At 69.9% G+C, this 24,546-nt stretch carries 19 protein-coding genes and 1 pseudogene; 7 read left to right on the forward strand and 13 right to left on the reverse strand.

Going from position 1 to position 24,546, the window contains the following annotated elements:
• Positions 1–30 precede the first annotated feature (30 nt).
• Genes CTZ28_RS16380 through CTZ28_RS16395 form a run of 4 tightly spaced genes read left to right on the forward strand, consistent with a single transcriptional unit; the run spans position 31 to position 4,654 of the window.
• Entirely contained in the window at positions 31–915 is an 885-nt protein-coding gene (locus CTZ28_RS16380; RefSeq protein WP_259471655.1) for a cyclase family protein, read from the forward strand.
• Positions 908–2,350, forward strand: coding sequence for an MmgE/PrpD family protein (locus CTZ28_RS16385; RefSeq protein ID WP_121890152.1), 1,443 nt, complete (start codon positions 908–910; stop codon positions 2,348–2,350). The genes CTZ28_RS16380 and CTZ28_RS16385 overlap by 8 nt, the downstream gene beginning before the upstream one ends.
• Positions 2,343–3,824: a dihydroorotase gene (locus CTZ28_RS16390; RefSeq protein ID WP_121890153.1), complete on the forward strand. Its 1,482-nt coding sequence runs from the start codon at positions 2,343–2,345 to the stop codon at positions 3,822–3,824. Before CTZ28_RS16385 ends, CTZ28_RS16390 begins: the two co-directional genes overlap by 8 nt.
• Positions 3,821–4,654 carry an HpcH/HpaI aldolase/citrate lyase family protein gene (locus CTZ28_RS16395; protein WP_121890154.1) on the forward strand — a complete coding sequence of 278 codons (834 nt, stop codon included), beginning with the start codon at positions 3,821–3,823 and terminating at the stop codon, positions 4,652–4,654. The genes CTZ28_RS16390 and CTZ28_RS16395 overlap by 4 nt, the downstream gene beginning before the upstream one ends.
• Before the next feature lie 102 nt (positions 4,655–4,756).
• On the opposite strand, the gene CTZ28_RS16400 is transcribed toward CTZ28_RS16395, so the two are convergent.
• The 13 genes and pseudogenes from CTZ28_RS16400 to CTZ28_RS16465 form a co-directional block, all read right to left on the reverse strand.
• Positions 4,757–7,513, reverse strand: a complete 2,757-nt coding sequence (locus CTZ28_RS16400; protein WP_147481158.1) for a sialate O-acetylesterase — start codon at positions 7,511–7,513, stop codon at positions 4,757–4,759.
• Positions 7,514–7,809: 296 nt separating this feature from the next.
• A complete protein-coding gene (locus tag CTZ28_RS16405) occupies positions 7,810–9,360 on the reverse strand; it encodes a DUF1593 domain-containing protein (protein WP_259471672.1) in 1,551 nt (516 codons plus the stop codon).
• Between the two features lie 181 nt (positions 9,361–9,541).
• Positions 9,542–10,447: a sugar-binding transcriptional regulator gene (locus tag CTZ28_RS16410; protein ID WP_259471656.1), complete on the reverse strand. Its 906-nt coding sequence runs from the start codon at positions 10,445–10,447 to the stop codon at positions 9,542–9,544.
• Positions 10,448–10,645: 198 nt separating this feature from the next.
• Positions 10,646–11,623, reverse strand: coding sequence for a D-ribose ABC transporter substrate-binding protein (locus tag CTZ28_RS16415; protein WP_121890158.1), 978 nt, complete (start codon positions 11,621–11,623; stop codon positions 10,646–10,648).
• A 78-nt stretch (positions 11,624–11,701) separates the two neighbouring features.
• The gene (locus CTZ28_RS16420; RefSeq protein ID WP_121890159.1) at positions 11,702–12,850 is read right to left on the reverse strand and encodes an ABC transporter permease; all 1,149 of its coding nucleotides are present in this window, start codon (positions 12,848–12,850) and stop codon (positions 11,702–11,704) included.
• Positions 12,843–14,393 carry a sugar ABC transporter ATP-binding protein gene (locus CTZ28_RS16425; RefSeq protein WP_121890160.1) on the reverse strand — a complete coding sequence of 517 codons (1,551 nt, stop codon included), beginning with the start codon at positions 14,391–14,393 and terminating at the stop codon, positions 12,843–12,845. Before CTZ28_RS16425 ends, CTZ28_RS16420 begins: the two co-directional genes overlap by 8 nt.
• Positions 14,390–15,064 (reverse strand): DUF2291 family protein, encoded by a 675-nt coding sequence (locus CTZ28_RS16430; RefSeq protein ID WP_183154421.1) that lies wholly within the window; start codon positions 15,062–15,064, stop codon positions 14,390–14,392. The genes CTZ28_RS16425 and CTZ28_RS16430 overlap by 4 nt, the downstream gene beginning before the upstream one ends.
• A gap of 8 nt (positions 15,065–15,072) precedes the next feature.
• Positions 15,073–16,530 carry an FGGY family carbohydrate kinase gene (locus CTZ28_RS16435; protein WP_121890162.1) on the reverse strand — a complete coding sequence of 486 codons (1,458 nt, stop codon included), beginning with the start codon at positions 16,528–16,530 and terminating at the stop codon, positions 15,073–15,075.
• The gene (locus CTZ28_RS16440; RefSeq protein WP_121890163.1) at positions 16,527–17,483 is read right to left on the reverse strand and encodes a transketolase family protein; all 957 of its coding nucleotides are present in this window, start codon (positions 17,481–17,483) and stop codon (positions 16,527–16,529) included. Before CTZ28_RS16440 ends, CTZ28_RS16435 begins: the two co-directional genes overlap by 4 nt.
• Positions 17,480–18,388, reverse strand: a complete 909-nt coding sequence (locus CTZ28_RS16445) for a transketolase (RefSeq protein ID WP_259471657.1) — start codon at positions 18,386–18,388, stop codon at positions 17,480–17,482. Before CTZ28_RS16445 ends, CTZ28_RS16440 begins: the two co-directional genes overlap by 4 nt.
• Positions 18,385–19,422 (reverse strand): TIM barrel protein, encoded by a 1,038-nt coding sequence (locus CTZ28_RS16450; RefSeq protein ID WP_220795348.1) that lies wholly within the window; start codon positions 19,420–19,422, stop codon positions 18,385–18,387. The genes CTZ28_RS16445 and CTZ28_RS16450 overlap by 4 nt, the downstream gene beginning before the upstream one ends.
• An 89-nt stretch (positions 19,423–19,511) precedes the next feature.
• Positions 19,512–20,027, reverse strand: a pseudogene (locus CTZ28_RS49535) (zinc-binding dehydrogenase); the annotation flags it as partial.
• A 33-nt stretch (positions 20,028–20,060) separates the two neighbouring features.
• Positions 20,061–21,023: an alpha/beta fold hydrolase gene (locus CTZ28_RS16465; protein WP_121890165.1), complete on the reverse strand. Its 963-nt coding sequence runs from the start codon at positions 21,021–21,023 to the stop codon at positions 20,061–20,063.
• 162 nt (positions 21,024–21,185) lie between these two features.
• On the opposite strand from CTZ28_RS16465, the gene CTZ28_RS16470 reads away from it, so the two are divergent.
• The 3 genes from CTZ28_RS16470 to CTZ28_RS16485 all read left to right on the forward strand — a co-directional run bounded on the left by CTZ28_RS16470 (position 21,186) and on the right by CTZ28_RS16485 (position 24,440).
• Positions 21,186–21,794 (forward strand): TetR/AcrR family transcriptional regulator, encoded by a 609-nt coding sequence (locus CTZ28_RS16470; protein ID WP_121890166.1) that lies wholly within the window; start codon positions 21,186–21,188, stop codon positions 21,792–21,794.
• A gap of 460 nt (positions 21,795–22,254) precedes the next feature.
• Complete coding sequence (locus CTZ28_RS16480) at positions 22,255–23,229, forward strand: alpha/beta hydrolase (protein WP_121890168.1); 975 nt, start codon at positions 22,255–22,257, stop codon at positions 23,227–23,229.
• Positions 23,229–24,440, forward strand: a complete 1,212-nt coding sequence (locus CTZ28_RS16485) for an acyltransferase family protein (protein ID WP_121890169.1) — start codon at positions 23,229–23,231, stop codon at positions 24,438–24,440. Before CTZ28_RS16480 ends, CTZ28_RS16485 begins: the two co-directional genes overlap by 1 nt.
• Positions 24,441–24,546 lie beyond the last annotated feature (106 nt).

Genomic DNA, 24,546 nt, shown 5'->3' on the forward strand with positions numbered 1-24,546 from the left:
CAGCTCAACCGAGAGAAGGACGGGACGCACGTGAGCAGCACAGCATCGATCACCCCACCCGAGCGCATCAGGCCGCGGGACCCGCTGCTGGCGGCGGTGCGCCAGGGAATACGCGTCCTGGACCTCGGCCGCCGCCTCTACGTCGGCATGCCCCAGTCGCCCAATCACCCCGCCTACTGGCACACCCTGCCCCGCCGCCACGGCGACCGGGTCCGCGCGGACGGCGGCTCGGCGGCCAACGACATGCTGGTCATGGGCACCCACGTGGGCACCCACATCGACGCCCTCGCCCATGTCTCGCACAACGGCAGGCTGTTCGGCGGCGCCGACGCCCGCGCCGCCGGCGAGGGCGGGTTCTACCGCGACCACGGCGTCCACACCATCGCCCCCATGGTCTGCCGGGGTGTCCTGCTGGACGTACCCGCCGCGCTCGGCACCGAGGTCTGCGAACCCGGCTACGAGATCACCGTGGCCGACCTGGAGACCACCGAACGCCTCCAGGGCACCCCGGTGGAACGCGGCGACGCCGTGCTGATCCGCAGCGGCTGGGGACGCCGGTTCGACGCACCCGACCGGGACACCTTCATCGGCCACGACTCCGGGGTCCCCGGGGTCGGCGAGGCCGGTGCGCAATGGCTGGCCGGACGCGGGGTGCACGCCGCCGGTGCGGACTCCATCGCCTTCGAGCGGCTGGCCCCGGGAGCCGGGCACAGCAGTCTGCCCGCCCACCGGGTGCTGCTGGTGGAGAGCGGCGTCTACATCGTCGAGACCCTGGACCTGGAGGAGATCGCGGCCCAGAAGGTGCACGAGTTCACCTTCGTGCTCTCCCCGCTGCCGCTGTTCGGCGCCACCGGCTCGCCGGTCCGGCCGCTGGCCGTGGTCGCGGGACCGGCGGCGGAGGACGGCCGTGGCTGAGCCCACCCTCGCCCGGCGGCTCGCCGAGTTCGCGGAGGCCGCCACCTATCCCGCCCTGCCGGGCGCGGTCACCGACAGCGTCCGCAGGCGGGTGGTGGACGTGCTCGGCCTGTGCGTCGCCGCCCACCGACTGCCCACCTCCGCCGCGATCGTCGAGCACGTACGGGAGCAGGGCGGCCGGCCGCAGGCCACCGTCGTCGGTGGCGGGCCCACCGCGGTGCCCGCACCGCTGGCGGCCCTGGCCAACGGTGTCCTGGCCCACTCCCTCGACTACGACGACACCCATCTGCCGTCCGTGCTGCACCCCAGCGCCTCCGTGGTACCCGCCGCGCTGGCGGCGGCCGAGACCACCGGGGCGGACGGCCGTCAGGTCGTCCGGGCCATCGCGGTCGGCCTGGAGGTGTGCGTACGCCTCGGGATGGCCGGCTACGACCGCGCGTCCGGCAACTCCACCTTCTTCGAGCACGGCCAGCACGCCACCTCCATCTGCGGCGCCCTCGGCGGCTCGGTGGCCGCCGGCCTGCTGTTCGGCCTCCGGGCGGGCGAACTGGTGGACGTGCTCGGCGTCGCGGCGTCCATGGCCGCCGGGATCATCGAGGCCAACCGCACCGGCGGCACCGTCAAACGGCTGCACTGCGGGCTGGCCGCACAGTCGGCGGTCACCGCCGCCCAACTGGTGCGCCGCGGCTTCACCGGCCCGCCCACCGTGCTGGAGGGCCGGTTCGGCTTCTTCGAGGCGTTCCTGCACGGCGTCTACGACGCCGGGGCCGTCACCGAGGGCCTGGGCACCGAGTGGTCCGTGCCCGGGATCTTCTTCAAGCCCTACCCGGCCAACCACTTCACCCACACCGCCGCCGACGCCGCCATGGCGCTGCGCGCACGCGGCCTGGACCCGGACCGGGTGGCGCGGCTGGTGCTCGGCGTGCCGGCCCCGGTGATCCGCACCATCGGCCAGCCGATCGAGCGCAAGCGCGCCCCCGAGACCGGCTACCAGGCCCAGTTCTCCGGCCCCTACATGGTCGCCGCCGGACTCCTCGGCGGGGGCGGCGGGCTCGGCCTCGGGCTCGACGACTTCACCGACGCCCTCGCCCGCGACCCCGCCCGCCGGAAGCTGATGGCCAAGGTCGAGGTGGTCGCCGACGAGACCGCAACCGCCATCTTCCCGGCCCAGTTCCCCGCGGTGCTCACCGCGTACGACACCGACGGCCGCGAGTGGCGGCAGGAGGTGCTCGGCAACCGGGGCGGTCCCCAGCGCCCCCTGTCGGACGCCGAACTCGCCCTGAAGTTCAGTGACAACGCCGCCGGCCGGCTCACCGAGGCCGGCATCGCCCTGGTGATGGACCGCGGTCTGCGCCTGGACGAACTCGACCGTGTCCAAGACCTGCTCGGGCCCCTGGCCGAGCTGAAGACCGTGGCAGGAGGCCATCGTGACTGAGTACGACCTCGTGGTGAAGAACGTCCGAGTCGTCAGCGACGAGCGGGATACGGCGGTCCCGGCGGACATCGCCGTCGCCGACGGGCGGATCGCCGACGTCGCCCCCGGCATCGACACCGCCGCCGCCCGGCAGGTCGTGGACGGCGGCGGGAAGCTGGCCTTCCCCGGTGTCGTGGACGCCCACCAGCACTGGGGCATCTACAACCCGCTGGAACAGGACGCCGCCAGCGAGAGCCGCGCCTGCGCCCAGGGCGGCGTCACCTCCGCGCTGACCTATATGCGCACCGGGCAGTACTACCTCAACAAGGGCGGCCCGTACGCCGAGTTCTTCCCCGAGGTGCTGGAGCGGACCGCCGGCCACGCCCACGTGGACTACGCCTACCACCTGGCCCCCATGTCCAAGGGCCATATCGCCGAGATACCCGGGCTGGTCAAGGAGCACGGCGTCACCTCGTTCAAGGTGTTCATGTTCTACGGGAGCCACGGTCTGCACGGCCGCTCCTCCGACCAGAGCTCCTTCCTGATGACCCCCGAGGGCGAACGCTACGACTACGCCCACTTCGAGTTCGTGATGCGCGGCATCCAGGCCGCCCGCACCGAGTTCCCCGAGCTCGCCGACCAGATCTCGCTGTCCCTGCACTGCGAGACGGCCGAGATCATGTCCGCGTACACCAAGATGGTCGAGGAGGCCGGCGACCTGACCGGCCTCGCGGCGTACAGCGCCTCCCGCCCGCAGCACTCCGAGGGCCTGGCCGTCTCCATCGCCTCCTACCTCGCCCACGAGACCGGCCTGCCCACCATCAACCTGCTGCACCTCTCCTCCCGCAAGGCCATGGACGCGGCGGTGCGGATGGGCAAGGCGTTCCCGCACATCGACTTCCGCCGCGAGGTCACCGTCGGCCACCTGCTCGCCGACATCGACACCGCGCACGGCCTGGGCGGCAAGGTCAACCCGCCGCTGCGCCCGCGCGAGGACGTCGAGGCCCTGTGGGAGTACGTGCTGGACGGCACCGTGGACTGGGTGGTCTCCGACCATGCCTGCTGCCGCGAGGAACTGAAGTTCGGCAAGCCCGCGGACGACGTCTTTCTGGCCAAGTCCGGCTTCGGCGGCGCCGAGTACCTGCTGCCCGGCCTGGTCTCCGAGGGCACCCGGCGCGGTCTGTCCCTGGGCCGGATCGCCGCGCTGACCGCCTGGAACCCGGCCCGCCGCTACGGCCTGCCCACCAAGGGCCGGATCGCCCCCGGCTTCGACGCCGACATCGCGTTGGTCGACCCGGACCACACCTGGACGGTCCGCGCGGCCGACTCGGAGTCCACCCAGGAGTACACGCCCTTCGAGGGCTTCGAACTGACCGCCCGGGTCAGCGACACCTTCCTGCGCGGCAACCGGATCCTCGCCGACGGCAAGGTGGTCGGTGAGCCTGCCGGTACCTACCTGCACCGCCCGACCGGCAACGGGGGCGACGCCCGGTGAGATCCGCCCTGTATGTGCCGGGCGACCGCCCTCAGATGCTGGCGAAGGCGCTCGGCAGGGGTGCCGACACGGTCATCGTGGACCTGGAGGACGCGGTCGCCCCGGACGCCAAGGAGGGCGCCCGCGCCATCAGCGCGGCATGGCTGGCGGGCCTGGCGCCCGCGGCCTCCCGCCCCGGCCCCCGGGTCTGGGTACGGATCAACCCCGGCGGCCAGGGGCTCGCCGACGCGGGCGCGGTGGCACTGCCCGCCGTGACCGGCGTGATCATCGCCAAGGCGGAACGGGTCGGCGAACTGACCGCAGTGGCCGGGGAACTGGCGGAGGCACCCTGGATCGAGCTGTGCCCCCTCCTGGAGAGCGCGGCGGCGCTGCTGGCCGCGCCGCTGCTCGCGCGGGGGCCCAGGGTGACCCGGATGCAGCTCGGCGAGGCCGACCTGTGCGCCGACACCGGCATCGAACCCGGCCCGGACGAGCGGGAGTTGCTGTGGGCGCGGTCGCGGCTTGTGATGTCCTGCGCGGCAGCCCGGCTGGCACCGCCGCTCGGCCCGGTGAGCACGGACTTCCGTGACCTCGACGGGCTGCGCCGCTCCACGGCCGCGCTCAAACGGCTCGGCTTCGGCGGCCGGGCCTGTGTCCACCCCGCCCAAGTCCCGGTCGTCAACGAGGTGTTCACACCCGGCGCGGCCGCGCTTGACCGGGCGCGTGCACTGGTCGAACGGTTCGAGAGAGCCGGCTCGGGCGTGGCCCTGGACGACTCCGGCCGCATGATCGACGAAGCGGTGGTCCGCGGCGCCCGCCGGGTCCTGGCGGCGGTCCCCGAGCACCACTGACCGCTGCGGTGAACGGGACCCGCCGTCTGCCGTTGCACACCGAAGCCGGTGACCGCCTGCCGCCATATGTGACGGCAGGCGGTCACCGGTGCGGTGGACGGGTCAGCTGACCGGGAGCCGGTCGAACGCCAGGAGGCCCATGCCCGAGGCGTTGACGATCCATGCGGTGGTCGGCGTGGCGGAGGTGGTGGCGTGGCCGGGATGGCCGGCGTAGGTGAGGCTCGCCGGACCGGTGACCCGGCCGGTCAGGGTCAGGCTCACCCGGCCGGTACCGCAGCTGACACCCGCCACCTTCGCGGTCGTACCGGTCAGGGCGAAGTCGGCCTTGCTTCCGGCGTCGCAGCGAAGCGTCTGCGTGGCATCCGTGAGGTCGATCCGGATCCTGGTGTGCGCCGAGTCCTCCCAGACCGCACGCAGCGGGTTCGGCGGGTCCACCGGTGTGGTCGGCCGGGCGCCGTGGAGGTCGCGCTGGATCGCCATGCTCAGCCAGTCGCCGAGCTGACGGTAGCCGGACCGGTAGGTGTAGTGGCAGCCGTCGTGGCCGTCCAGCCCCATGGTCGTCATCACCGACACACCGGCGACAGCGGCGAGTCGGCGCTGAACCTCCTGGACGGCGACGCTGCGGAACGCCCCGCAGTGCTTCCGGATCTGGACGACATAGACATGCTCCAGGCCGGTGAAGTCGGTCCGCCAGTCGGCGAGGAGGGACCGCACGTTCGTGTTGTGCTGCGCCGCCGTCGGTCTGCCGTTCTGGCCGGTGTCCGCCTCGCCCTGATACCAGATGACAGCCCGCACCGCGCCGGCCAGGCCGCCGTCGACGGCCCTGCCGAGCAGCCGGCCGTAGTTCGTGGCCGGGTCGGTGGGGGCGCGGTCGGAGCGCTGGAAGAAGGCCGACGGCTTCCCGCCGTCCGCGCCGTTGAGGATCGCGACCGGAACACCGGTCCGGTCGGCCAGGTCACGCCCCAGTCGCATCCCGAGCTGTCCGATCGCGCCGCGCACCGAGGTGTGGGATCCCTCGAAGCCCTCACCGGTGGCCACGTACCAGCTCCGGTCGAGGACGGAACGCGCCGGATCCGCGCTGTCGTACCCGAAGGTGCGCACCCAGGGTGAGTGGTCCACCGAGCTGGCGGTACCGGAGTGCCCGGCGCCCGCGGCCACCGCGTTGGACTGGCCCTCGATGACGTACACGTCCCCGGCGACCACATCGGTGGCGCGGCGCACGAGGGTCTGGCCCGACGGCCGCTGTGCCCACACCTCGACCGTGTGGGCGGCCCGCTCCGCGGTGATCGGGGCGCTCATCGTGGACCATTCCTCGGCCGGCACCCGCTGCGTGGAGACGAGCGCGCCCGCACGGTGGACGTCCATGCGCAGGGCCGTGACGTCCGGGTCGGTGACATGGCTCCGCACCGTGACCGTCGCCGTGTTCGTGGCCCGGTCCCGGGGGTACAGCTGTGCGTTCGTCGGCCCGGTGACGACGTCCACACCGGCGGGTTTCACGTACACCCGCAGATGCGGTGCCGTCCACCTGCCCGCGTTCTCGGCGAAGGTCCAGTCCGGCTGGCCGACGGGCGCGGTACCGACACCGGCGGACACACGTGTCTGCGGTTTGTGTGCCCAGCCGTTGACCGCGAGCACGGTCTGCCGGTGCGTCAGGTCGTGGACCTGGAACGACCCGTAGCCGCCCGCACCCGGAACCTGCCCCGTGACTGGCTGAGGAGTGTCGACGATGTCCCACTTGGTGGCGCTGCCACCGGACGGTGCGGAGGGCGGCAGCCCCGGGCCGTACCGGTTCGGCCACAGCTCCAGGTATCCGGTGCTGTGGTCGGACGGACGCACAGCGGATCCCCGTACGGTCAGATCGGCGACCTGTCGTCGAACCGTCGCGGACATCGGCACGCCCAGTGCCTTCGGATCCTGCGTCCAGGCGTTCATGGACGCGTAGGCCCATGCCGGGGTGGGGCCGTACATGCCGTCCAGACAGTAGGCGACACGGGAGAACGGGGTCCGGAGCGACACCGAGTTGTCCACCGCGTACGGCACGCCGTCGGCCCAGGCCGCAGCGGTCCGCGGGACCTCCGCGTCGTACAGCAGCTGGTAGTCGGCCAGCTCGCCCACCGTCTGCTCGCACCGGGTCGCGTTCGGCGAGGCCGGCTTGACGTACACCTTCAGCGTGGCCGACGACAGCCCCCGGCCCGACTGGGAGAACGTCCAGTCCGGCTGCCCGGTCTTCTGGTTGCCCGTGCCGATGTCCAGATACCGGCCGCGGCTGTGGCTCCATCCGTTGAGAGCCAGCACCGTCTCCCGGTCGGCGGTGTTGTGCACCTGCATCGACCCGTATCCGGTAGCGGCGCCTCTGGGGGTGTCGGAGAAGTCGTAGGCGGAGCTGTCGCCGGTCGGAACCGACGGCGAGGCGGTAGCGCGGTAGGTGCCGGGCCAGAACTCGATGTACCCACCGTCTGCCCGCTCGACGTGCTTCACGTTGCTGCCCCACGTCGTCAGGCCGGTCACCCGCCGCGCGATCGTGGTGCTCGGCACGCCCAGCCGGCGGGGGTCGTTGGTGAAGGTGTCGAACGAGGCGTAGGCCCATTCATGGCCGCCCGCGGCCGTCACGGTGTCCAGGCAGTACGCGACACGGTCCAGGTACGAGGTGCTCGGCTTGTCGTCCAGTCCGGCGGACCTGTTCACCGCGTAGGGAACACCGGCACCGCCCCGCCAGTACGCCGCCCGGGGTACGTTCAGCTCGTACAACGGGACATAGCCGGAAAGCTCGTCGACCGACTCGCAGCCGGTCGGAGCAGCAGCGCCCGCCGCTGCCGCCTGCGCCGGAGGTGTCAGCGTCACCCCGAAGGCGATGGACACGACCGCGAGGACCAAGCATCCCGCGCGGCACATCAGATCGCGTACGGTCCGTCTCCCGGTAAGTCCCCGCCGGCCCGCCGGCGCGATCGGAAGAAACCGACCTAAGGTAGGTATTTGCATCTTCACACATCCGCTCATTCATGGCTGAATGCATTCATCTATGAAGATGTTCGCCCTTCCCCCGGATGACGGACGTCGGCCAGTGGACAGCGGACGGGGGGCAGTGGGACCGCCCACCCACGCTGCACAGGGCGTGGGTGGGCGGTGCGCAAGTGTGATCGTCGAGCCGCTGTGGCTCAGCGAACGCGCAGGGTCACGCGGGCGTAGCGGGTGAGAGGGAAGCTGCTTCCGTCATCGGTGACTTGGAGGATCAGCGAGATCGTCTGGCCGCGCTGAGCATCTGACGGCACCGACACCGTCGCCGTGCGCCCGTCTGCTCCGGCGATGCCGACCGAGCCGGGGTATGTGCCCTCTTCGGCGTACTGCCACCACTTGTAGCCGAGGTGGTCACGATCGGGATCGACCCCGACACCCCGCAGCTTCACCTGCGTGCCCGCGCGAACCGAGATCTGGTCCGGCCCGGGGATGCTGACCCGGGGCGCGTGGTTACCGCCCCGGGGCGACAATGTCCACTGCATGCGCGCCGCGAAATCGTTCTGCGCCGCGCCCGCCCACCGCAGGGTCGGGTAAGCGGTGACGTCTGCGCCTGTGGCGTCCTTCTCCGTGTTCACCGACGTCCAGAGCTCGGGCGAGGCCGAGACCTGGGTGGCACGGCCGCCCCAGCCACCGCGACTCGGCTCCTGCGGTGCCTCGATCCCGGTGTGCAACAGCGACATGTATGCGACGTTGTCGCCCTCGGACAGGAAGTCGTAGGGCTCCAGCGGGGAGCACCAGCCCTTCGCGGCCAGGACCGGGTCGCCGAAGATGTCGAGCTGGTCGCCCGGCATCGCCTGGCCGTCGAGCCATGAACGGTAGAGCGAGCCGAGCGGGCCGACCTGGATGTTCTTCTTGATCCAGGCGCCCTTGAAGTACTGGCGATCCGCAGGCAGCCCGCGTACGTTCCCCTGCCCGTTGCGGTTGCAGTTGTAGCCCCAGGTGGCGTAGCCGGCCTGCAGGTTTTCGATACGTATCTTCGGCCACTGCGGTGCGATGTACTGTTCGTAGGTCAGATCCTGGAACCCGCTGGCGAGTATGACCGCCTTGCGTGTGACCTTGTCGCGTATCTGTGACCAGCGGGGCGAGCCCTGGTACTGATCGGCGATCGACTTGAGCGCCCGCGCGATCGTGTTGGTGCCACCCCAGGCCTGGAGGTAGAGCGGGCGTGGATCGTCGTCGAGCAGCAGTCTCTTGATGAGGTCGGAGCCCGGTGTGTCCCGGTCCATCGAGTTCTCGAAGTCGATGTTGCCGACAGCGACCTTGGAGTACAGCTCTGCCGGCGTCGGGTAGTCGCGGTCGTGCGCCCGCAAGTTGGGATACACCTTCGCATAGGCCTTCAGGGCGAGATCCTGGATCGTGCGCGTACCCGTCCAGCGCCAGGAGGTCTGAGGTGTCGTGTACTCGCGGCCCGGGAGGTAGAAGAGGGTGCCCTTGCCGTCGCCCGCCCAGTGGAAACGGCCGCTGGTGTAGATGATGCCCTCGGTGTCGAGGTCGTTGGTGTACAGCAGGTACCGGATGAGCGAGGCGTAGTCGTCCTGCTCCATGTCGGTGGTGACGACGGTCCGCGGCTTGGTGAAGCGATCACCGCCGCCGTCCGACGCACTGCTCGCCGTCGGTGGCACGAGGACGAGCAGCAGGAGCGCGGTGAGTGCGCCCACGGAGGTGCGGATCAGATGACGCCAGGGTGACATACGTGTCACGACCCCTCCTGTCTGAACATTCATTCACTGTCGGATGGGTTGACAGGTGTGGACTGAGCGACGAAGCCCGACCACTGTGAAGCATCGCTTGCCCACACCAGGAACGCCCTCGGCGGGCCGAAGAGGCGCAGTACTACCGGGAGTTCAGCGGGAACGAGTCAGCGGCCTGCCCTCAGTCGGCGAGGAGTTCCCGGGCCACCTCGACATCGGTGATCAGAATGTTGATCCACTTGCCGCGTACCGCGCCGCGAATGGCGGCTGCCTTGTTGATGCCACCTGCGACGCCGATACGTCGTTCCACTGTGCGGAGCAGGTCCGGCTCGATGCCGATGAGCCGGTCGTTGAACGGCGCGTCGACGGGGTTTCCGGCGCTGTCGAAATAGCGGGCGCAGACATCGCCGACGGCGCCCAGTTCCTCAAGTCTTGCTTGGTCCTCGGGCGTGATGGCGTTACCCGAACGGCGCAGCAGGGGCGAGGGTTCGAGCGTACCGATGCCGAGCAGTGCCAGCGTGAGCCGGGACCAGGCCTTCATGGCGTCGGCCATGGCGGGCTCACGCGACAGCAGGTCGCGCAGTTCCCTGCTGCCGACCAGTGCGGCCGACGGGGCGAACACCGGCCGGGCGCCGGTCAGTTCAGCCAGCCGACTGGTGAGCCGGGTGGCGTGGAGCTGTACTTCAGGGCTGCCCGATCCACCGATGATCTGGACGACTTCCTGAGCCACGGACGACGTCTTGGCGCGCATCACGTTCACCGACTCCAGGAGGGTGGCGCTCCACGAAGAGATGCCGATGACATCGCCGCCCGTGAGAGTGGCGTCGAGGTAGGTGGCCGTTGCCGCGGCGAGGGCGGGGATCACGTCGAAACCCGCGCCTTCCACCTCCACGACGACCGCATCGCGCAGTCCGAACCGTTCGACCAGGGCGTCCTCGAGTTCGGCGTGCACGCCTTCGGGGGGCACCACGACCGTACGCACCACACCCCGGGCGACGGCTTCTTTCAGGAGGCGGGAGATCCTGGGCTGCGACATGCTGAGGCGGGCCGCGATCTCGGGTTGCCGTATGCCGCGTTCGTGGTACATACGGGCCACCTTGACCAAGAGCCGCACGTGATCAGGGCTCGGAGTGGTCGCTGCCGCCGGCACCCTGCCTCCATCCTTCGTGTTCCGATGCGCGGGTCGGATACAGGTCTGTACCTGACCATCGGCTGACATGGTATCCCCGCAGATGGCGCACGGTGTGCTGGTTGCGGAGCCGCACCGTGCGCCCATCGGTGTGGCTCAGCGGCGGGCGAAGACGCCAAATTCATCGGCGTTGTCCTTGGTCACGAGCTCGCAGTCGATGGACTGCTTCTCGGGCTGGCCGGTCTTGCCCGTCTTGATGTATGTGTCCGCCTGTTCGACCGCGCGCTGCGCACCGAGGGCCGCCGGCTGCAGGGCGGTCGCGTCCATGGTTCCCGCCTTGATCTGGGCGATGGCGTCCGGGCTTCCGTCGAAGCCCACCACCACGACCCCGGTGCGCTTGGCCGACTTCAGCGCCGCCACCGCGCCCAGCGCCATGGTGTCGTTTCCGGCGATGACACCCTTGATCCTGGGGAAGCGCTGGAGGATGGTTTCCATCTTGGTGAAGGCTTCCTGCTGGTCCCAGTTGGCGGTCTGCCGGACGACCCGCTTCATGTCGGGGTACTGGGAGATGACGTCCGCGTATCCCTTGGACCGGACGCCGGCATTGGTGTCGGACTCCTTGCCGGTGAGTTCGACGTAATCGCCCTTGCCGTCCAGGGCCTTGACGAACTGCTGTGCCGAGAGCTGGGCACCCTGGGAGTTGTTCGACACGATCTGTGCCTTGGCGATACCCGTCTGGTTGATCTCCCGGTCTATGAGAAAGACGGGGATGCCCGCCTCGGTGGCCTTGCGTACCGGGCCGATCGAGGCGTCGGCACCCGCGTTGTCGAGGATGATGGCCGCCGCCTTGCGGGAGATCGCGGCGTCGATGAGCTCGCTCTGCTTGTTGGGGTCGTCGTCGTGGGAGGCGACCGACGTCTTGTAGCCGAGGCTCTTGGCCTTCGCGCCTGCGGCGTCGGCCTCCGCCTTGAAGAAGGGGTTGTCGGGGGAGGGGGTGATGATGGCGATCAGGTTGCTCTTCGACGACGAGGCCTTGGCGTCGCTGCCCGATGAACCACATGCGGTCATCAGGAGGAGGCCCGCGGTGACGGCGGTGGCGCTGATGAGTACTCTGCCGCGCTTGTGCTGGAACATGACGGTCTCCTGGGCACTGGTGTGGGATGGAAGAGGCTGCGGGGGGTGGCGTGGGAGAGCGGATGACTGATCCGGGGTTCAGGCTTCGGACGTGACGCGCTGCGGATTCCTGGAGTCGTCCTCGGCGTCCTCGGCGGCGACGGCCACAGCGGATGCGGCTGCCCTGCGGCGACGGAAGCGCTGCTGGCTCTGGTCGAGGATGACGGCGACGATGATGACGGCGCCCTTGATGAGCATCTGCCAGAACGTCGACACGCCGAGGATCACCAGGCCGTCCGCGAGGAAACCGATGACGAAGGCGCCGACCAGGGTGCCGCGTACATTGCCGCGCCCGCCGGAAAGGGCGGCGCCGCCGATGACGACCGCCGCGATGGCGTTGAGTTCGAAGGTGTCGCCGGCCTGCGGTGCGGCGGAGGTGAGTTCGGAGGCGATGATGAGCCCGGATATCGCAGCGCAGGCGCCGGATATGACGTAGACGGCCATCTTGACGCGCTTGACGGGAACACCGCTGAGTTCCGTGGCGCGCTCGTTGCCTCCGGTGGCGTAGAGCCAGCGGCCGAAGGGCGTCGACCGCAGGAGGGCGGCGACCAGGGCGGCCAGTACGATCATGATCCAGACCGCCACCGGCAGACCGAGGGGGCGCCCTTGTCCGAGCCAGTCGAAGCCGGTGTTGTGGGTGCTGGGGTTGCCTGCCAGGTCGGGATAGGTGGTGCCGTTCGAGATGAGCATGGCGGTGGCGCGTGCCACGTAGAGCATGCCGAGGGTGGCGATGAACGGGGCCACGTTCAGCCGGGTGACGAGGATCCCGTTGACCGCGCCGACCAATGCGCCCACGGCGATGCAGATGACGATGACCGCCCAGACCTGAGGATAGGCGACCACGTCGAACGGACTGAGGTGCAAGCCCTGCAGCAGCTCACCGGCGATCACCCCGGACAGGCCGACGGTCGAGCCGACCGAGAGGTCGATGCCGCCTTTGAGGATGACCAGCAGCATGCCCAGGGCGAGAATCGCGTTGATCGCCACATGCCTGGTCATGGTGATGACGTTGTCGACGGTCAGGAACGAGTCGGACAGCAGGCTGAAGACGACGATGAGCACACCGAGCGCGATGAAAGCACGTAGTTCGAAGAGCGAGTCGAGCGTCTTCAGCCGTCGGGCCTGGGCCGCCGCCGTACGCTGCTGTGCACGGACGGTCTCGTGGTCTTTGGCGAGGGTGTCAGTCATGGTGCGCCTCATCGGTGGTGTCGGCTCCGTCGGCCAGGCTCATCAGGCGGTCGCGGGTGATCTCGTGGGGGTGCACATCGGCGACCAGCCGGCCGCGGACCAGGACCAGCAGGCGGTCGGGGACGTGCAGTGCCTCCTCGGCCTCGGAGGTGCTGAAAAGCACCGCCAGACCGTTGTGCGCCTGCTGGGCCATCATCTTGAACACATCGGCCTTGGCCCCGACATCGACGCCGCGTGAGGGCTCGTCGAGGAGGAGGACCCGGGGCCCTGTCATCAGGGCCTTGCCGATGACGACCTTCTGCTGATTGCCGCCGCTGAGCGAGCCGATGGGCGCGTCGGCACCCGCGGTCTTGACGGTGACACCGGCGATCGTCGAGTTGACGGCGTCGGCCTCGGCCCGCCGGTCGAGCAGGACGCGCCGCACGAAACGGGACACCGAGGCCAGGGAAATGTTCTGACCGACCGTCATGGACTGGACCAGCCCGTCGCGTTGCCGGTCCTCGGGTACGAGGGCCAGCCCGGCCGCGATGCGCCGACGGATGTCGCCGGTGAGCCGTCGCCCCTGGAGCCGGACCACTCCGGACGCGACGGGGAGCCGGCCGGCCAGGCATTCCAGCAGTTCGGTACGGCCGCTGCCCATCAGACCGTAGATGCCCACCATCTCACCGGCACGCAGCGTCAGGGAGACGCTGTCGACGGCAAGCCGGCCGGGGCTCGTGGGATCGGCGACGGAAAGTTCCTCGACCTCCAGCGCGGCAGCGCCCAGGGCCGGTTCCCGGGCCGGGAAGAGCGACGCCTGTTCGCGGCCGACCATCTTGCGCACGATCCAGGGCAGGTCGACGTCTTCGGCGCGGGCGGTGGCGACCATACGCCCGTCGCGCAGCACGGCGACGTCATCGGCGATGCTGAGGGCTTCTTCCAGGTGGTGGGAGATGTACACGATCGCGACGCCGGCGGACTTGAGCTCACGGATCACGTGGAAGAGGACCTCGACCTCGGGCGCGCTGAGCGCGGAAGTCGGCTCATCCATGATGAGCACGCGGGCCTGCTGCAGCAGAGCGCGCGCGATCTCCACCAACTGTTGTTGTCCGAGGCGTAGTTCGCTGACCAGTGCGTCGGGGTCGAGGGATTCGTCGAGCCGGCCCAGCACCTGTCGCGCCAGCTTGCGCTGGGCGGCGCGGTCGACCAGGACACCGCCTTGGTGGGTGTGTTCGCGGCCGAGGAACAGATTGTCCTGGATGCTGAGATTGGGACAGAGGCTGAGTTCCTGATGAATGATCGAGATGCCGTGGTCGGCGGCCTGGCGGGCGTTACCGAAGGCCACGGGCCGTCCGTCGAGTTCGATATGGCCGGTGCTGGGGGACTCGACAGCGCTGAGAATCTTCATCAGCGTCGACTTGCCGGCACCGTTCTCACCGAACAGAACCATGGTGCGTCCCGCGACGATGTCCAGTGAGACACCCTTGAGCGCCTGCGTGCCGCCGTACACCTTGGTGACGTCGGCGGCACGGAGCACGGGTGCCGTCCGTGTCGCTGTGGTCATGACGCCGCCTCGATCGAGACGGGCGTGACGGTGAGGACGTCCGCGGTCAGCGGTGTCATCGCACCGATGACGGTGATCGTCTTGCCCTTGACCGCAGTGGCACTGAAGGACTTGAGCACGTCAGCCTTCATCGCGGTGTTCAGCGCGGTCGCGGCGTCGGCGTAATCGACCTGGTTGGTGAACTGGCCGAAGGCGATGAAGCCGGGGGCATCGCGCAGCGCGGTGCCATTGACGGCGGGACCGATCTGCACGGAGACACGGGTCTTGCCCAGGTCCGGGACGGTGACGTGAAGGAGGCCGCTCTGCGCGGTGCCGGCGGTGCCGGTCAAGGTGACGGCATAGCTGTAGGGTCCGGTGCCCGGCCGGTGGCCGTAGCGTCGGCCGGCGGCTTCGGAGTCGGTCGTGATCGCCTTGTGGAGCGTGACGATGTCCACGGCGTTCTTCTTGATCGCGGGCACGACCTTCGGCTCGTAGGTGTCGGCCGCGTACGTGGCTGGGCTGAACTTGGGTTTGGCATCGGCGCGGGCCGTGCTGTCCGAGCGGTAGGTGGTGGTCAGCGCGACCGCGATGATGACAAGCAGGAGAGCGACAGTGGAACCGCGGCCGAGGGTCAGCCAGTTGCGGCGGTTCTCCGTGCTCCTTCCTTCCTGTGCCGGGGCTGCTGTTGCCATGAGTTCCTCTACTTTCCGCGTGTCCCGAGTTCGCGGGCGGCCATGAGGCGGCGATGCCATCGCGCGACGGCAACACGGCGGCGTGGTTCGTCCCAGGTGGGTGTGAAGATCTGGAGGTTTGCGTCGGCTCGCTTCTCCAGCTCGTCGGAAGGCCACAGGCCAAGCCCGAGTCCGGCCAGGTGTGCGGCTCCTGCGGCGGACAGTTCATGGTGGCGGGTGAGTGCGACGTCGACGTCCGACAGGTCTGCTTGCAGTTGCATCAGGGCGTCGCTGCGCGTCAGACCGCCGTCGGCGACGACCTGGCGAACAGCCGGCAACTCCGCAAGCACGTCGGCCACTTGACAGGCGACGGATTCCAGGGCGGCGCGCGCCAGTTGACGCCGGTCGGTGCCCAGGTCGAATCCCGCGAGTACGGGCACGGCCCGAGCGTCCCACCAGGGCGCGCCCAGGCCGCCGAACGCGGGTACCAGGGTCACATCGCCCGCATCCGAGCCGGCCGCGAGGCCGACGACTTGCTCCGGTGTGATGTCCAGCAGCCCGGCCAGCCAGGTGATGGTGCGCCCGGAGGAGCGGATGTTGGCCTCTTGGGCGTAGGTGGGTTGTCCGGTGGACCAGGCGATGGTGGTGCATGTGCTGCCGGCAGCCGCCGGGGAACCGGTCACTGTCATGATCGAGGAACCGGTGCCATAGGTGGCCTTGACGATTCCGGGCCGCCATCCGGCATGTGCGAAGAGCGCGGCATGCGAGTCGCCCAGGACCGCGAGGACCGGGGTGCCGTCGGCCAGGGGAGCGAGACCCTTCAGCCGGCCGAAGGGCCCGGTTGAGGGAACGACCCGGCTCAGGGCCGCGCGGGGTACGTCGAAGAGGTCGAGCAGCTCCTGGTCCCAGTCGCCGGTGCCCAGATTGAGCAGCTGGGTCCGGGAGGCGTTGCCCATCTCGGTGACCGCGTTGCCGGTGAGCGTGTGCAGCAGGAAGGCGTCCACCGTGCCGAGGCGCAGTCGGCCGGCGCGGCTGCCGGCCCGCGAGGGGTCGTGTTCGTCGAGGAGTGCGGCCATCTTGAGGGCCGAGAACATGGGGTCGAGCGGCAGGCCGGTACGGTGCCGGACCTCCTCGCTCATTCCCACCCGGTCGAGCCGGGCCGCACGCTCGGTGCCGCGCTGATCCTGCCAGCTGACCAGGGGCGCGATGGGCAGTCCGGTGTCGGCGTCCCACAGCACGACCGACTCGCGTTGTGTGCTGAGCGCGACGCCGGCCACGGTGCTCGGATCGACAGCCTTGAGGCATTCGGCCACGGCTGTGCGAACGCTGCCGAGGAGGGCCAGCGCGTCCTGCTCGACGAGCCCCGGGCCGGGATGGGACTGAGACAGCGGAACGGCGGCACGTGCCACCACGTCACCAGCAGCATCGAGGAGCAGCGCCTTGGTGGAGCTCGTGCCCTGGTCGATGGCGAGAACATGCGGCTTCATCTCGCCCGATCCAGAATCTCACGTGCGGCTTCGGCGATGCCCTCGGCGGTGAGGCCGAAGTGCTCCAGGAGGAAGGAGGTGCTGCCGGTCGGGGCGAAAGAGGGCACGCCCAGCATGCGTACGGGGACGAGATGCCGTTCGGTGACGACGCGCGCGACGGCAGCGCCCAGGCCGCCCGAGAGGAGGCCCTCCTCCGCCGTGACGATGCCGCTGGTCTCGCGCGCGGCGGCCAGCACGGCCTCCCTGTCCAGCGGTTCGACGAACGTCATGTTGAGTACGCGGGCCGAGATGCCCTGTCGTTCCAGGAGCGCGGCGGCGCCCAGGGCGCGCGACACCATCGTGCCCACTGCGATCACGGTGACGTCCGTGCCGTCGACGATACGTGTGGCCCGGCCGGCTTCGAACGGAGCGCCGGCGGGGGTGACGGCAGGGACCTTGAACCGCGGGATGCGGATGTACGTCGGCTTGCCCGAAGCGACGGCCCAGCGCAGCGCACTGCGGGTCTCGGCGGGATCCGCCGGCACGATGATCTCCAGGCCGGGTACCGCGCGCATCCAGGAGAGGTCTTCGATGGAGTGGTGGGTCGGCCCCAGCTCGCCGTAGGCCATGCCCGGGCTCTGCCCGCAGAGGATCACATGACGATGGGTGTAGGCGACGTCGGCCTTGATCTGCTCCAGGGCACGACCGGTGAGAAAGGGCGCCGCAGCGGACACGAAGGGGATGAAGCCGGCGTTGGCGAGACCCGCCGAGACACCGACCAAGTCCTGTTCGGCGATGCCGACGTTGATCAGCCTGGTGGGAAACTCCTCGCGGAATCTGACCAGGTTGCTGGAGCCGACGGAGTCGTTGCAGACCGCTACGATCCGCTCGTCGGAGCGGGCCAGCGCGGCGAGTTCGTCGGCGAAGTCCGCCCGGCAGTCGTAGGTGGGGGACTGCTCGGCCGCGGTGGTCATCGGTTGAGCTCCTCGAGTGCGAGACGGACCTGCTCGTCGGTGGGTACCTTGTGGTGCCACTCGACGCGGTCCTCCATGAACGAAACACCCTTGCCCTTGACGGTGTTGGCGATCACCGCGACGGGGCGGCCGGTCGTGGACGCCGCGTACGCCTCCTTGATCGCCCGGTGGTCGTGGCCGTCGATGACGCGGACCTCCCACCCGAAGCTCGCCCACTTCTCGGCCAAGGGCTCCAGGGTCTTGGTGTCCTCGGTCCTGGCACCCTGCTGGAGTCGGTTGCGGTCCACCACGGCCGTCAGGTTGGCCAACTTGTAGTGGGCGGCCGTCATGGCGGCCTCCCAGTTACTGCCCTCCTGCATCTCGCCGTCGCCGAGGACGACGATGGTGCGCCAGGTCTCCCCTCGTAGCTGTGCGCCGAGTGCGCAGCCGGTGGCGACGGGGAAACCGTGGCCGAGGGGACCCGTGTTGGTCTCGACGCCAGGCACCTTGAGCCGCGCGGGGTGACCGTTGAGCGGTGACAGCGGTGCCATGAACTCGCTCAACCGCGCGCGGGGGAAGAACCCGCACGAGGCCAGGGTCGAGTACAGCGCGGCGGCGCAGTGCCCCTTGCTGAGGACGAAGCGGTCGCGCTGCGGGGTGTCAGGTGTGGTCGGATCGAGCCGCAGTGTGCCCCACAGCGCGGTGACCAGCAGGTCGGTCACCGACAGATCACCGCCGACGTGACCCATGCCGGCCGACTGGATGGTGGTGAGGATGTCGCGTCGTACGGAGGTGGAGATCTCGGCGAGTTCCGCGGCGGCCTCGGCCGGTGACGCCGCACGCAGCCGGGCACTTCGCTGCCCATAGGTGTCGGCAGCGGACTCGTCGGGCCGCAACGGGGCGGCGCTCTCCAGGGCGGCGGTCACTCGGACTCACTTTCCGCGAGCGCTCGGAACAACGCCCGCTTCGCGATGCGCTGGGCACCCAGGGCGTCCTGCGCGGACTGTGCGGCGGTCAGCGCGTCCCGGTCGAGGTAGCCGAGCGCCCGATGGAACGCACGCATGGTGCGGATGCCGGCACGCGCGGCCTCGACCGGGTCCTCCCGGAACGGGAACTGGTCGAGTTGCCAGACTCCCTCCCAGCCCGCGTCGTGCAGCGCGAAGAAGAACTCGAAGGTCTCCAGCAGGTGCACGGAGCCGACGACCATGTCGTCGTCCCAGCCCCGGAAGTTGTCGTTGACGTCGATCGCGAAGAGCTTGTCGCGGGCGATCGCCATCCGGGCCGCCTCGGCGGGCGTCTCGCCACCGTAGAGCGAGTGACCAAAGTCGAGCAGGACACCGACGTTGTCCACGCCCATGTCCTCGATCGCCAGAAGCGTGCGGGCGACGGACGAGAAGACCATCCGGTTACGGGGCTCGCGCGGCTTGTACTCGATCGCGAACTTGAGGTCGGGGAAGGATTGGGCGACCTCACGCACAGCGCTCACCGACTTGTCCCAGAGGTCGCTGTAGTCGGCCTGGAAGGGGTAGTCGTAGCCGTCCTGTCCCGGCCACAGTTTGACGTAGTCGACACCGAGCTCGCGTCCGACCTCGGCCGAGGCCGACACCAGGTCGATGGCCTGGCGGCGGATGCCCGGATCGGGGTTGGTGAAGCCGCCCTTGGCGAACTTGCCGGTGTAGAACTCCGGCGTCACAGCGATGGCCCGCAGGTTCTGCTCGGCCAGCGCTTCCTTGACCTGCCCGGTGCTGATGTCCCCCGGCGGGAAGGGCCAGTTGAGGTCGAGGACTGACAGGTCACCGACGGCTCCGGCTAGCTTGATGGCGTCGAGGACGGTACGCGGATCGCCGTATCCGTCGGTGGCGTAGCGGTCGACGTAGGTGGCGAAGTGCCAGACCCCTGCGCCGTACACCGGTTCGCCATCCATGCCACGTTGCATGTCTATGCGGTCCTGATTGAACATGCCGATAAGTTACGGACGCATGTCGTGGGGTGTCAAGAGGTGTGCAGGCCCCGGCTCAACGGTGGCTTTCTTGCTCGCATCACCGCAGTTCAGCGCCCTGACAACGGCGGCGCGAGTTGTTGAACCCGGGGGTGAGGGAGCCGAATTGACTCCACGGACGGCGCATACGTCCGCTGCGTCATGCCTGGGGCGCGTCGGAAGGCGCGGCTGGAAGTGTGTGGAGAGCCGTATCCGGTATCGCGGAGCCGGACGGACGCCAGGTCCATGCGCCACTGCGTCACATACGCGCCCGGCGCGTGTCCGAGGGCGGACCGGAAGCGCTCCTCGCTGGGCGGCGTCATGTCGCCGTAGGTGGCGATCAACCGGTCCTCGGTCTCGGCCAGGTCGGTCAGGGCCTCGTCGGCCCCGAGTTCGCGGAGTCCGGCGGCCCGGTCCGGCGAACCGGCGAGTGCCGTCACCCGGGCGCCTGCCGGCACCGCCAGTTGGACGGCGAAGTGCCCCACGCCCCCGCTGGCGCCGGTGACCAGGACGTTGCGCGCCAGCAGGGAACGCTTGCGCAGCACCCGGAGTGCGGTGCCGACCCCCAGCGCGGCGGCGTCGGCCACGACCAGGACGGCGACCAGCCCCGTGAGCATCAATCAGTTGACGATCTGTGTCGGCCGGTCGTCCCGGTAGGGCGCAAGGAAGTCGGAGAGCGCGGCCAGCATCTCCTCGGGGGCCTCCTCCGCGGGATAGTGGCCGCAGTCCGGGATGATCAAGCTGTCGACGTGCTCGGCCGCGAGCCTCATGGTGGTGGCGACGAGCTCGCCGGAGTTCGCCGCGCCGGCGATGGCCAGCACGGGCAGAGTGAGCCGGGTGGTCTTGCGCAACGCGTTCTGCGCGATGGTCTCGTCCAGCGCGCGGTAGAAGTCGAAGCTGGCCCGCAGCGCGTCCGGATCCGAGGCAAGAGTGTCGATGTAGTACCGCACGGCCGACTCCGGCAGCGGTCGGGCGGCCTTGGTGGCGAACTGGGCGCCGAAGTACAGGTGTTCCCGGCCGCGGACGAGCTCCTCGTTCAGCTCGGCGAGGCGGTTGAAGGCGAAGTGCCAGAGTCGCGTGTTGCCCTCCCGGCTGCCGAACAGCGGGGGAGAGGGGGACACACCGGGTATGGCTGCCTCGGCGACCGCGAGCCGCACGACGCGGTCGGGGTGATCGGCGGCGAGGGCGTAGGCCGTCCACATGCCGACATCGTGGCCGACCATGGCGAAACGCTCGTGACCCAGCGCCGTCATCAGCTCGGCCATGTCGTCGGCGAGGGTGGCGGTGTCGTAACCGTCGCGGGGTTTGTCGGACAGCCCGACACCGCGTGGGTCGACCGCGACGACCCGGAAATCCTCGGCCAGCGCCGGCATCAGCAGGCGCCATGCGTACCAAGTCTGCGGCCAGCCGGCAAGCAGGAGCAGCGGCGGCCCGTCGCCGCCGACCACGGCGTGCAGACGCACATCGCCGGCATCCACATATCGGCTGGTGAACATCGCGGTGAAGCCGGCCGGCAGGTCCGGCGCGGCGAGGACTGAGCCGGGGCCCTCGGGCGCGGGCCGACGCCGCGGTTTCTCGTTCATGGGCATCCCCTTCAGAGTCGGTGCGTGGGGGTGATGCCCTCACCGTAGCCATCTTGGATCGATCGGTTCAAGATTCTTGGACCGATCGATCCAAGAATGTTGGTAGGCTCACATCGGCGGCGCGGACGACGCCAGAGCGGTCGGGACCGAAGGAGGCCAAGCGTGTCGGGCCGGAAGCAGTTCAACGTCACCGATGCCCTGGATCGGGCGATGCGTGTGTTCTGGGAGTGCGGTTACGCCGACACCTCGCTCAACGCCCTGGAGTCCGCGACCGGACTCGCCCGTAGCTCGCTCTACAGCACCTTCGGGGGCAAGGACGCCCTGTTCCGGCAGTGCCTCGACCGTTACGCCGCCACGTACGGCGCCAGATACGAGCAGGCGCTCACCACGTATCCGGGTGAGCCGGTGCGCGCCGTGGAGGCATACTTCGACGTTGTCCTGGCCCGCATCGCCGATCCGGCCGTCCCGAAGGGGTGCCTCATAGCCCAGTCCGCGGCCCAGTCGGCCAACCTGCGGGAGGAGGTCAGCATGCGGGTACGCGCCCTGCTCGACACCCAGCGCCGACGAGTACGCGCCGCGCTGGCCGACTCCGGCACCGAACCTCGGATCCTCGATGAACTGGCCGGATTCGTCGTCGCCGTCCAACAGTCACTCGCGGTCCTGAGCTGCGCGGGTTCCTCCGACGCCGAACTGCGTGTGGTGGTCCGACTCGCCTGCAGAACGGTCGCGGACACCCTGACCCGCGCCGAAGCCGGGCGTCCGTCCGCCTAGGGTCTTTCGTTTGGATCAGGCCGGATCAGGGAGCGGGGTCTGGTGCCGTGGATCGCAAGGCGGAGGAGGGCGGCAGGGCGGAGCCCTGACAACCGACGACAACGCCGCGAGGCGCGGTGCCAGGGCCCGCGAGCCCGGCATGATCCAAACGAGAGGCCCTAGCGGCCAGGGCCGGCAGAAGTATCAGTCCGGCACGCACCGGCTCTGCTGAGGTGGCCAGGGGCTGTTGAGAAGACATGGGTCACAGCCGCTCACTACATGACCGGCCACTGGCCTACGTCGCCGGCGGTAACACCCTCCAGCCGCGGGGGAAAACCCCTGCCCACCCTGGGGCCAGCACCTGGCCCACCCCCTACCGCGGTATCACTCCCGACTTGGCTCCCCAGCGTGACGCCCCGCCTCCCGCCGCCTTCCTACCTTCCTCACCGTCACCACGGACGAGACAGAGGGAGACGGACGGATGCGCCGCTTCAGGAAGACCCTGACCACCGCCGTACTGACCACACTGCTGGTCGGCAGCACGGCAGGCTGGGCCGCGGCGAGCAGCGAGAGCGCGTCGAGCGGTCCGCTCCCCGGCACCGCCGCCTGGCTGGCGGACGACTCTCTGGGCAAGGAACTGCCGGACCCCACCACGGCCACCCCGTCCGAAGTGGCGGCCTTCTTCGCCGACCTGACCGACACTCAGCGGCAGCGACTCGTCGAGGACCACCCCACCGTGGTGGGCAACCTCGACGGCGCCCCCGTGAACCTCCGTTACGAGGCCAACGCCCCCGCAGGCGACCAGGTCCTGGCGTACGACCCGCGCGGCCGCGGCCTGATCGCGCAGGTCGTGGGCGACCTGGAGAACGCCACCCATGTCTCGGTGATCGTCCCGGGCTCGGACGTCGACATCTCGGCGTTCGACGGTACGGCACGGCGGGCCGCCGACCTCCAGGAGGCGGCGGGCGACGACACGGCCGTCATCGCCTGGGCCGGCTACACCACCCCCTCCGGCATCGGCCTCGACCTGGCGACGGGTTGGCTCGCCGAGGCCGGCGCCGAGCGCCTCACCCGTTTCACCGACGGCCTGGACGCGGTCGGCCGCCCCGCCCCCTCCCTCTTCTGCCACAGCTACGGCTCGGTGGTCTGCGGCCTCGCCGCCCCCGACACCGACGCGAGCGACATCGTCGTCATGGGCTCGCCCGGCATGCGCGCCGGCAACGTCACCGCACTCCACACCGATGCCCACATCTGGGCGGCGAAGTCCCCGGACGACTGGATCGACCGCGTCCCCAATGTCGAGTTCCTGGGCCTCGGCCACGGCGCGGACCCCACCTCGCCCGGCTTCGGCGCGACCGTCCTGCCCGCCGACGACGTCCCCGCGCACGACGAGTACTTCACCCCCGGCACCTCCACCCTGACCGCGTTCGCGGCCATCGCCGACGGAGACCTGTGATGAAGACCCCCACGAAGCTCGCGAAGCTCACCGCGAAGATCGACGCCCGGACCCCCGCCCACCGCGACCGCGCCATCGACGGCCTGCGCGCGCTGGCGCTCCTGGCCGTCCCGACCGGCCACTGGCTGCTCGGCGGCTTCACCCTCGACACCGGCGGCGGCCTGCACAACGCCAGCCCGCTGGCCACGTTCGGCGCGCTGGCCCCGGCCAGCTGGATCCTCCAGATGCTGGGCATCTTCTTCCTGGTCGGCGGCTACTCCTCGTACCTCTCCTACCAGCGCCGCACGGACTCGGCCCGTGACTGGATCACCGGTCGGATCGCCCGCCTGGGCCGCCCGGTCCTCGGCGTCACCGCCGTATGGGCGCTGCTGCTTCCCACCCTCCATTACGGCCTCGGCGTCCCGACCGCCACCCTGCACACCGCGTCGACACTGGTCGTCCAGCCCCTGTGGTTCGTCGGCGTCTACGCCGTGATCACCGCCCTCACGCCGTACTGTGTCCGCGCCTCGCAGCGCCTCGGTTTCCGGTCCGCGGCCCCGCTGCTCGGCTCGGTCGCGGTGGTCGACTTCCTGCGGTACGGACCGTTCGCGGACGCGATGCCGTCCTGGGTGAGCCTGCTCAATCTGCTTCCGGGCTGGATGTTCGCCTACCAGCTGGGTGTGTCCTGGGCGGACAAGCGGCTGGGCCGCCGCGAGGCGTGGCTGCTGCTCGCGGGCGGCGCGGCCCTGTTCGCCACCCTGCTGCTCGCCTTCCACTACCCGGCGTCGATGGTGGGCGTGCCCGGCGCGTCCCGTACCAACTCCCACCCGCCGTCCCTGCTGGTCCTGGCGCTCGCGGCCGCCCAGTCCGGTGCGGCGATCCTGCTGCGTGACCGGCTGGCCCGGCTGCTCCGGCGACCCGCCCTGTGGGCCCCGGTAGTGATCATCAACCTGTCGGCGATGACGATCCTGTGCTGGCACCAGACGGCGCTGCTCGCCGCCGCCGTCCCCGCCTTGTATGTCGGCGAGAGCCCCGGCCTGACCACCGCGCCGGACACGGTCGGCTGGATCCTGGCGCGGCTGGCCTGGATGCCGCTTTTCGCCGGGCTGCTCGTGGTGATCGCGAGGTTCGCCCAGCCCCTGGAGACCCCGTGGGAGCGCACCGGCACGATCCGCCGTGCTGCGGCGGGCGTGCTGGCGGCGGGCTTCGCCTACTTCGCGCTGGCGGCGTGAGCGATGTAGCGGCCTGAGAGCTGTATACGCACCGCCGTAACACCGCGGTCCTGGATCCGTCCGTTCTTCGATGCCGGGCTGACGAGCCGCGCGCCGCATCAACACC

The sequence above is a fragment of the Streptomyces shenzhenensis genome, from assembly GCF_003688995.1.
Taxonomy (GTDB): Bacteria; Actinomycetota; Actinomycetes; order Streptomycetales; family Streptomycetaceae; genus Streptomyces; species Streptomyces shenzhenensis_A.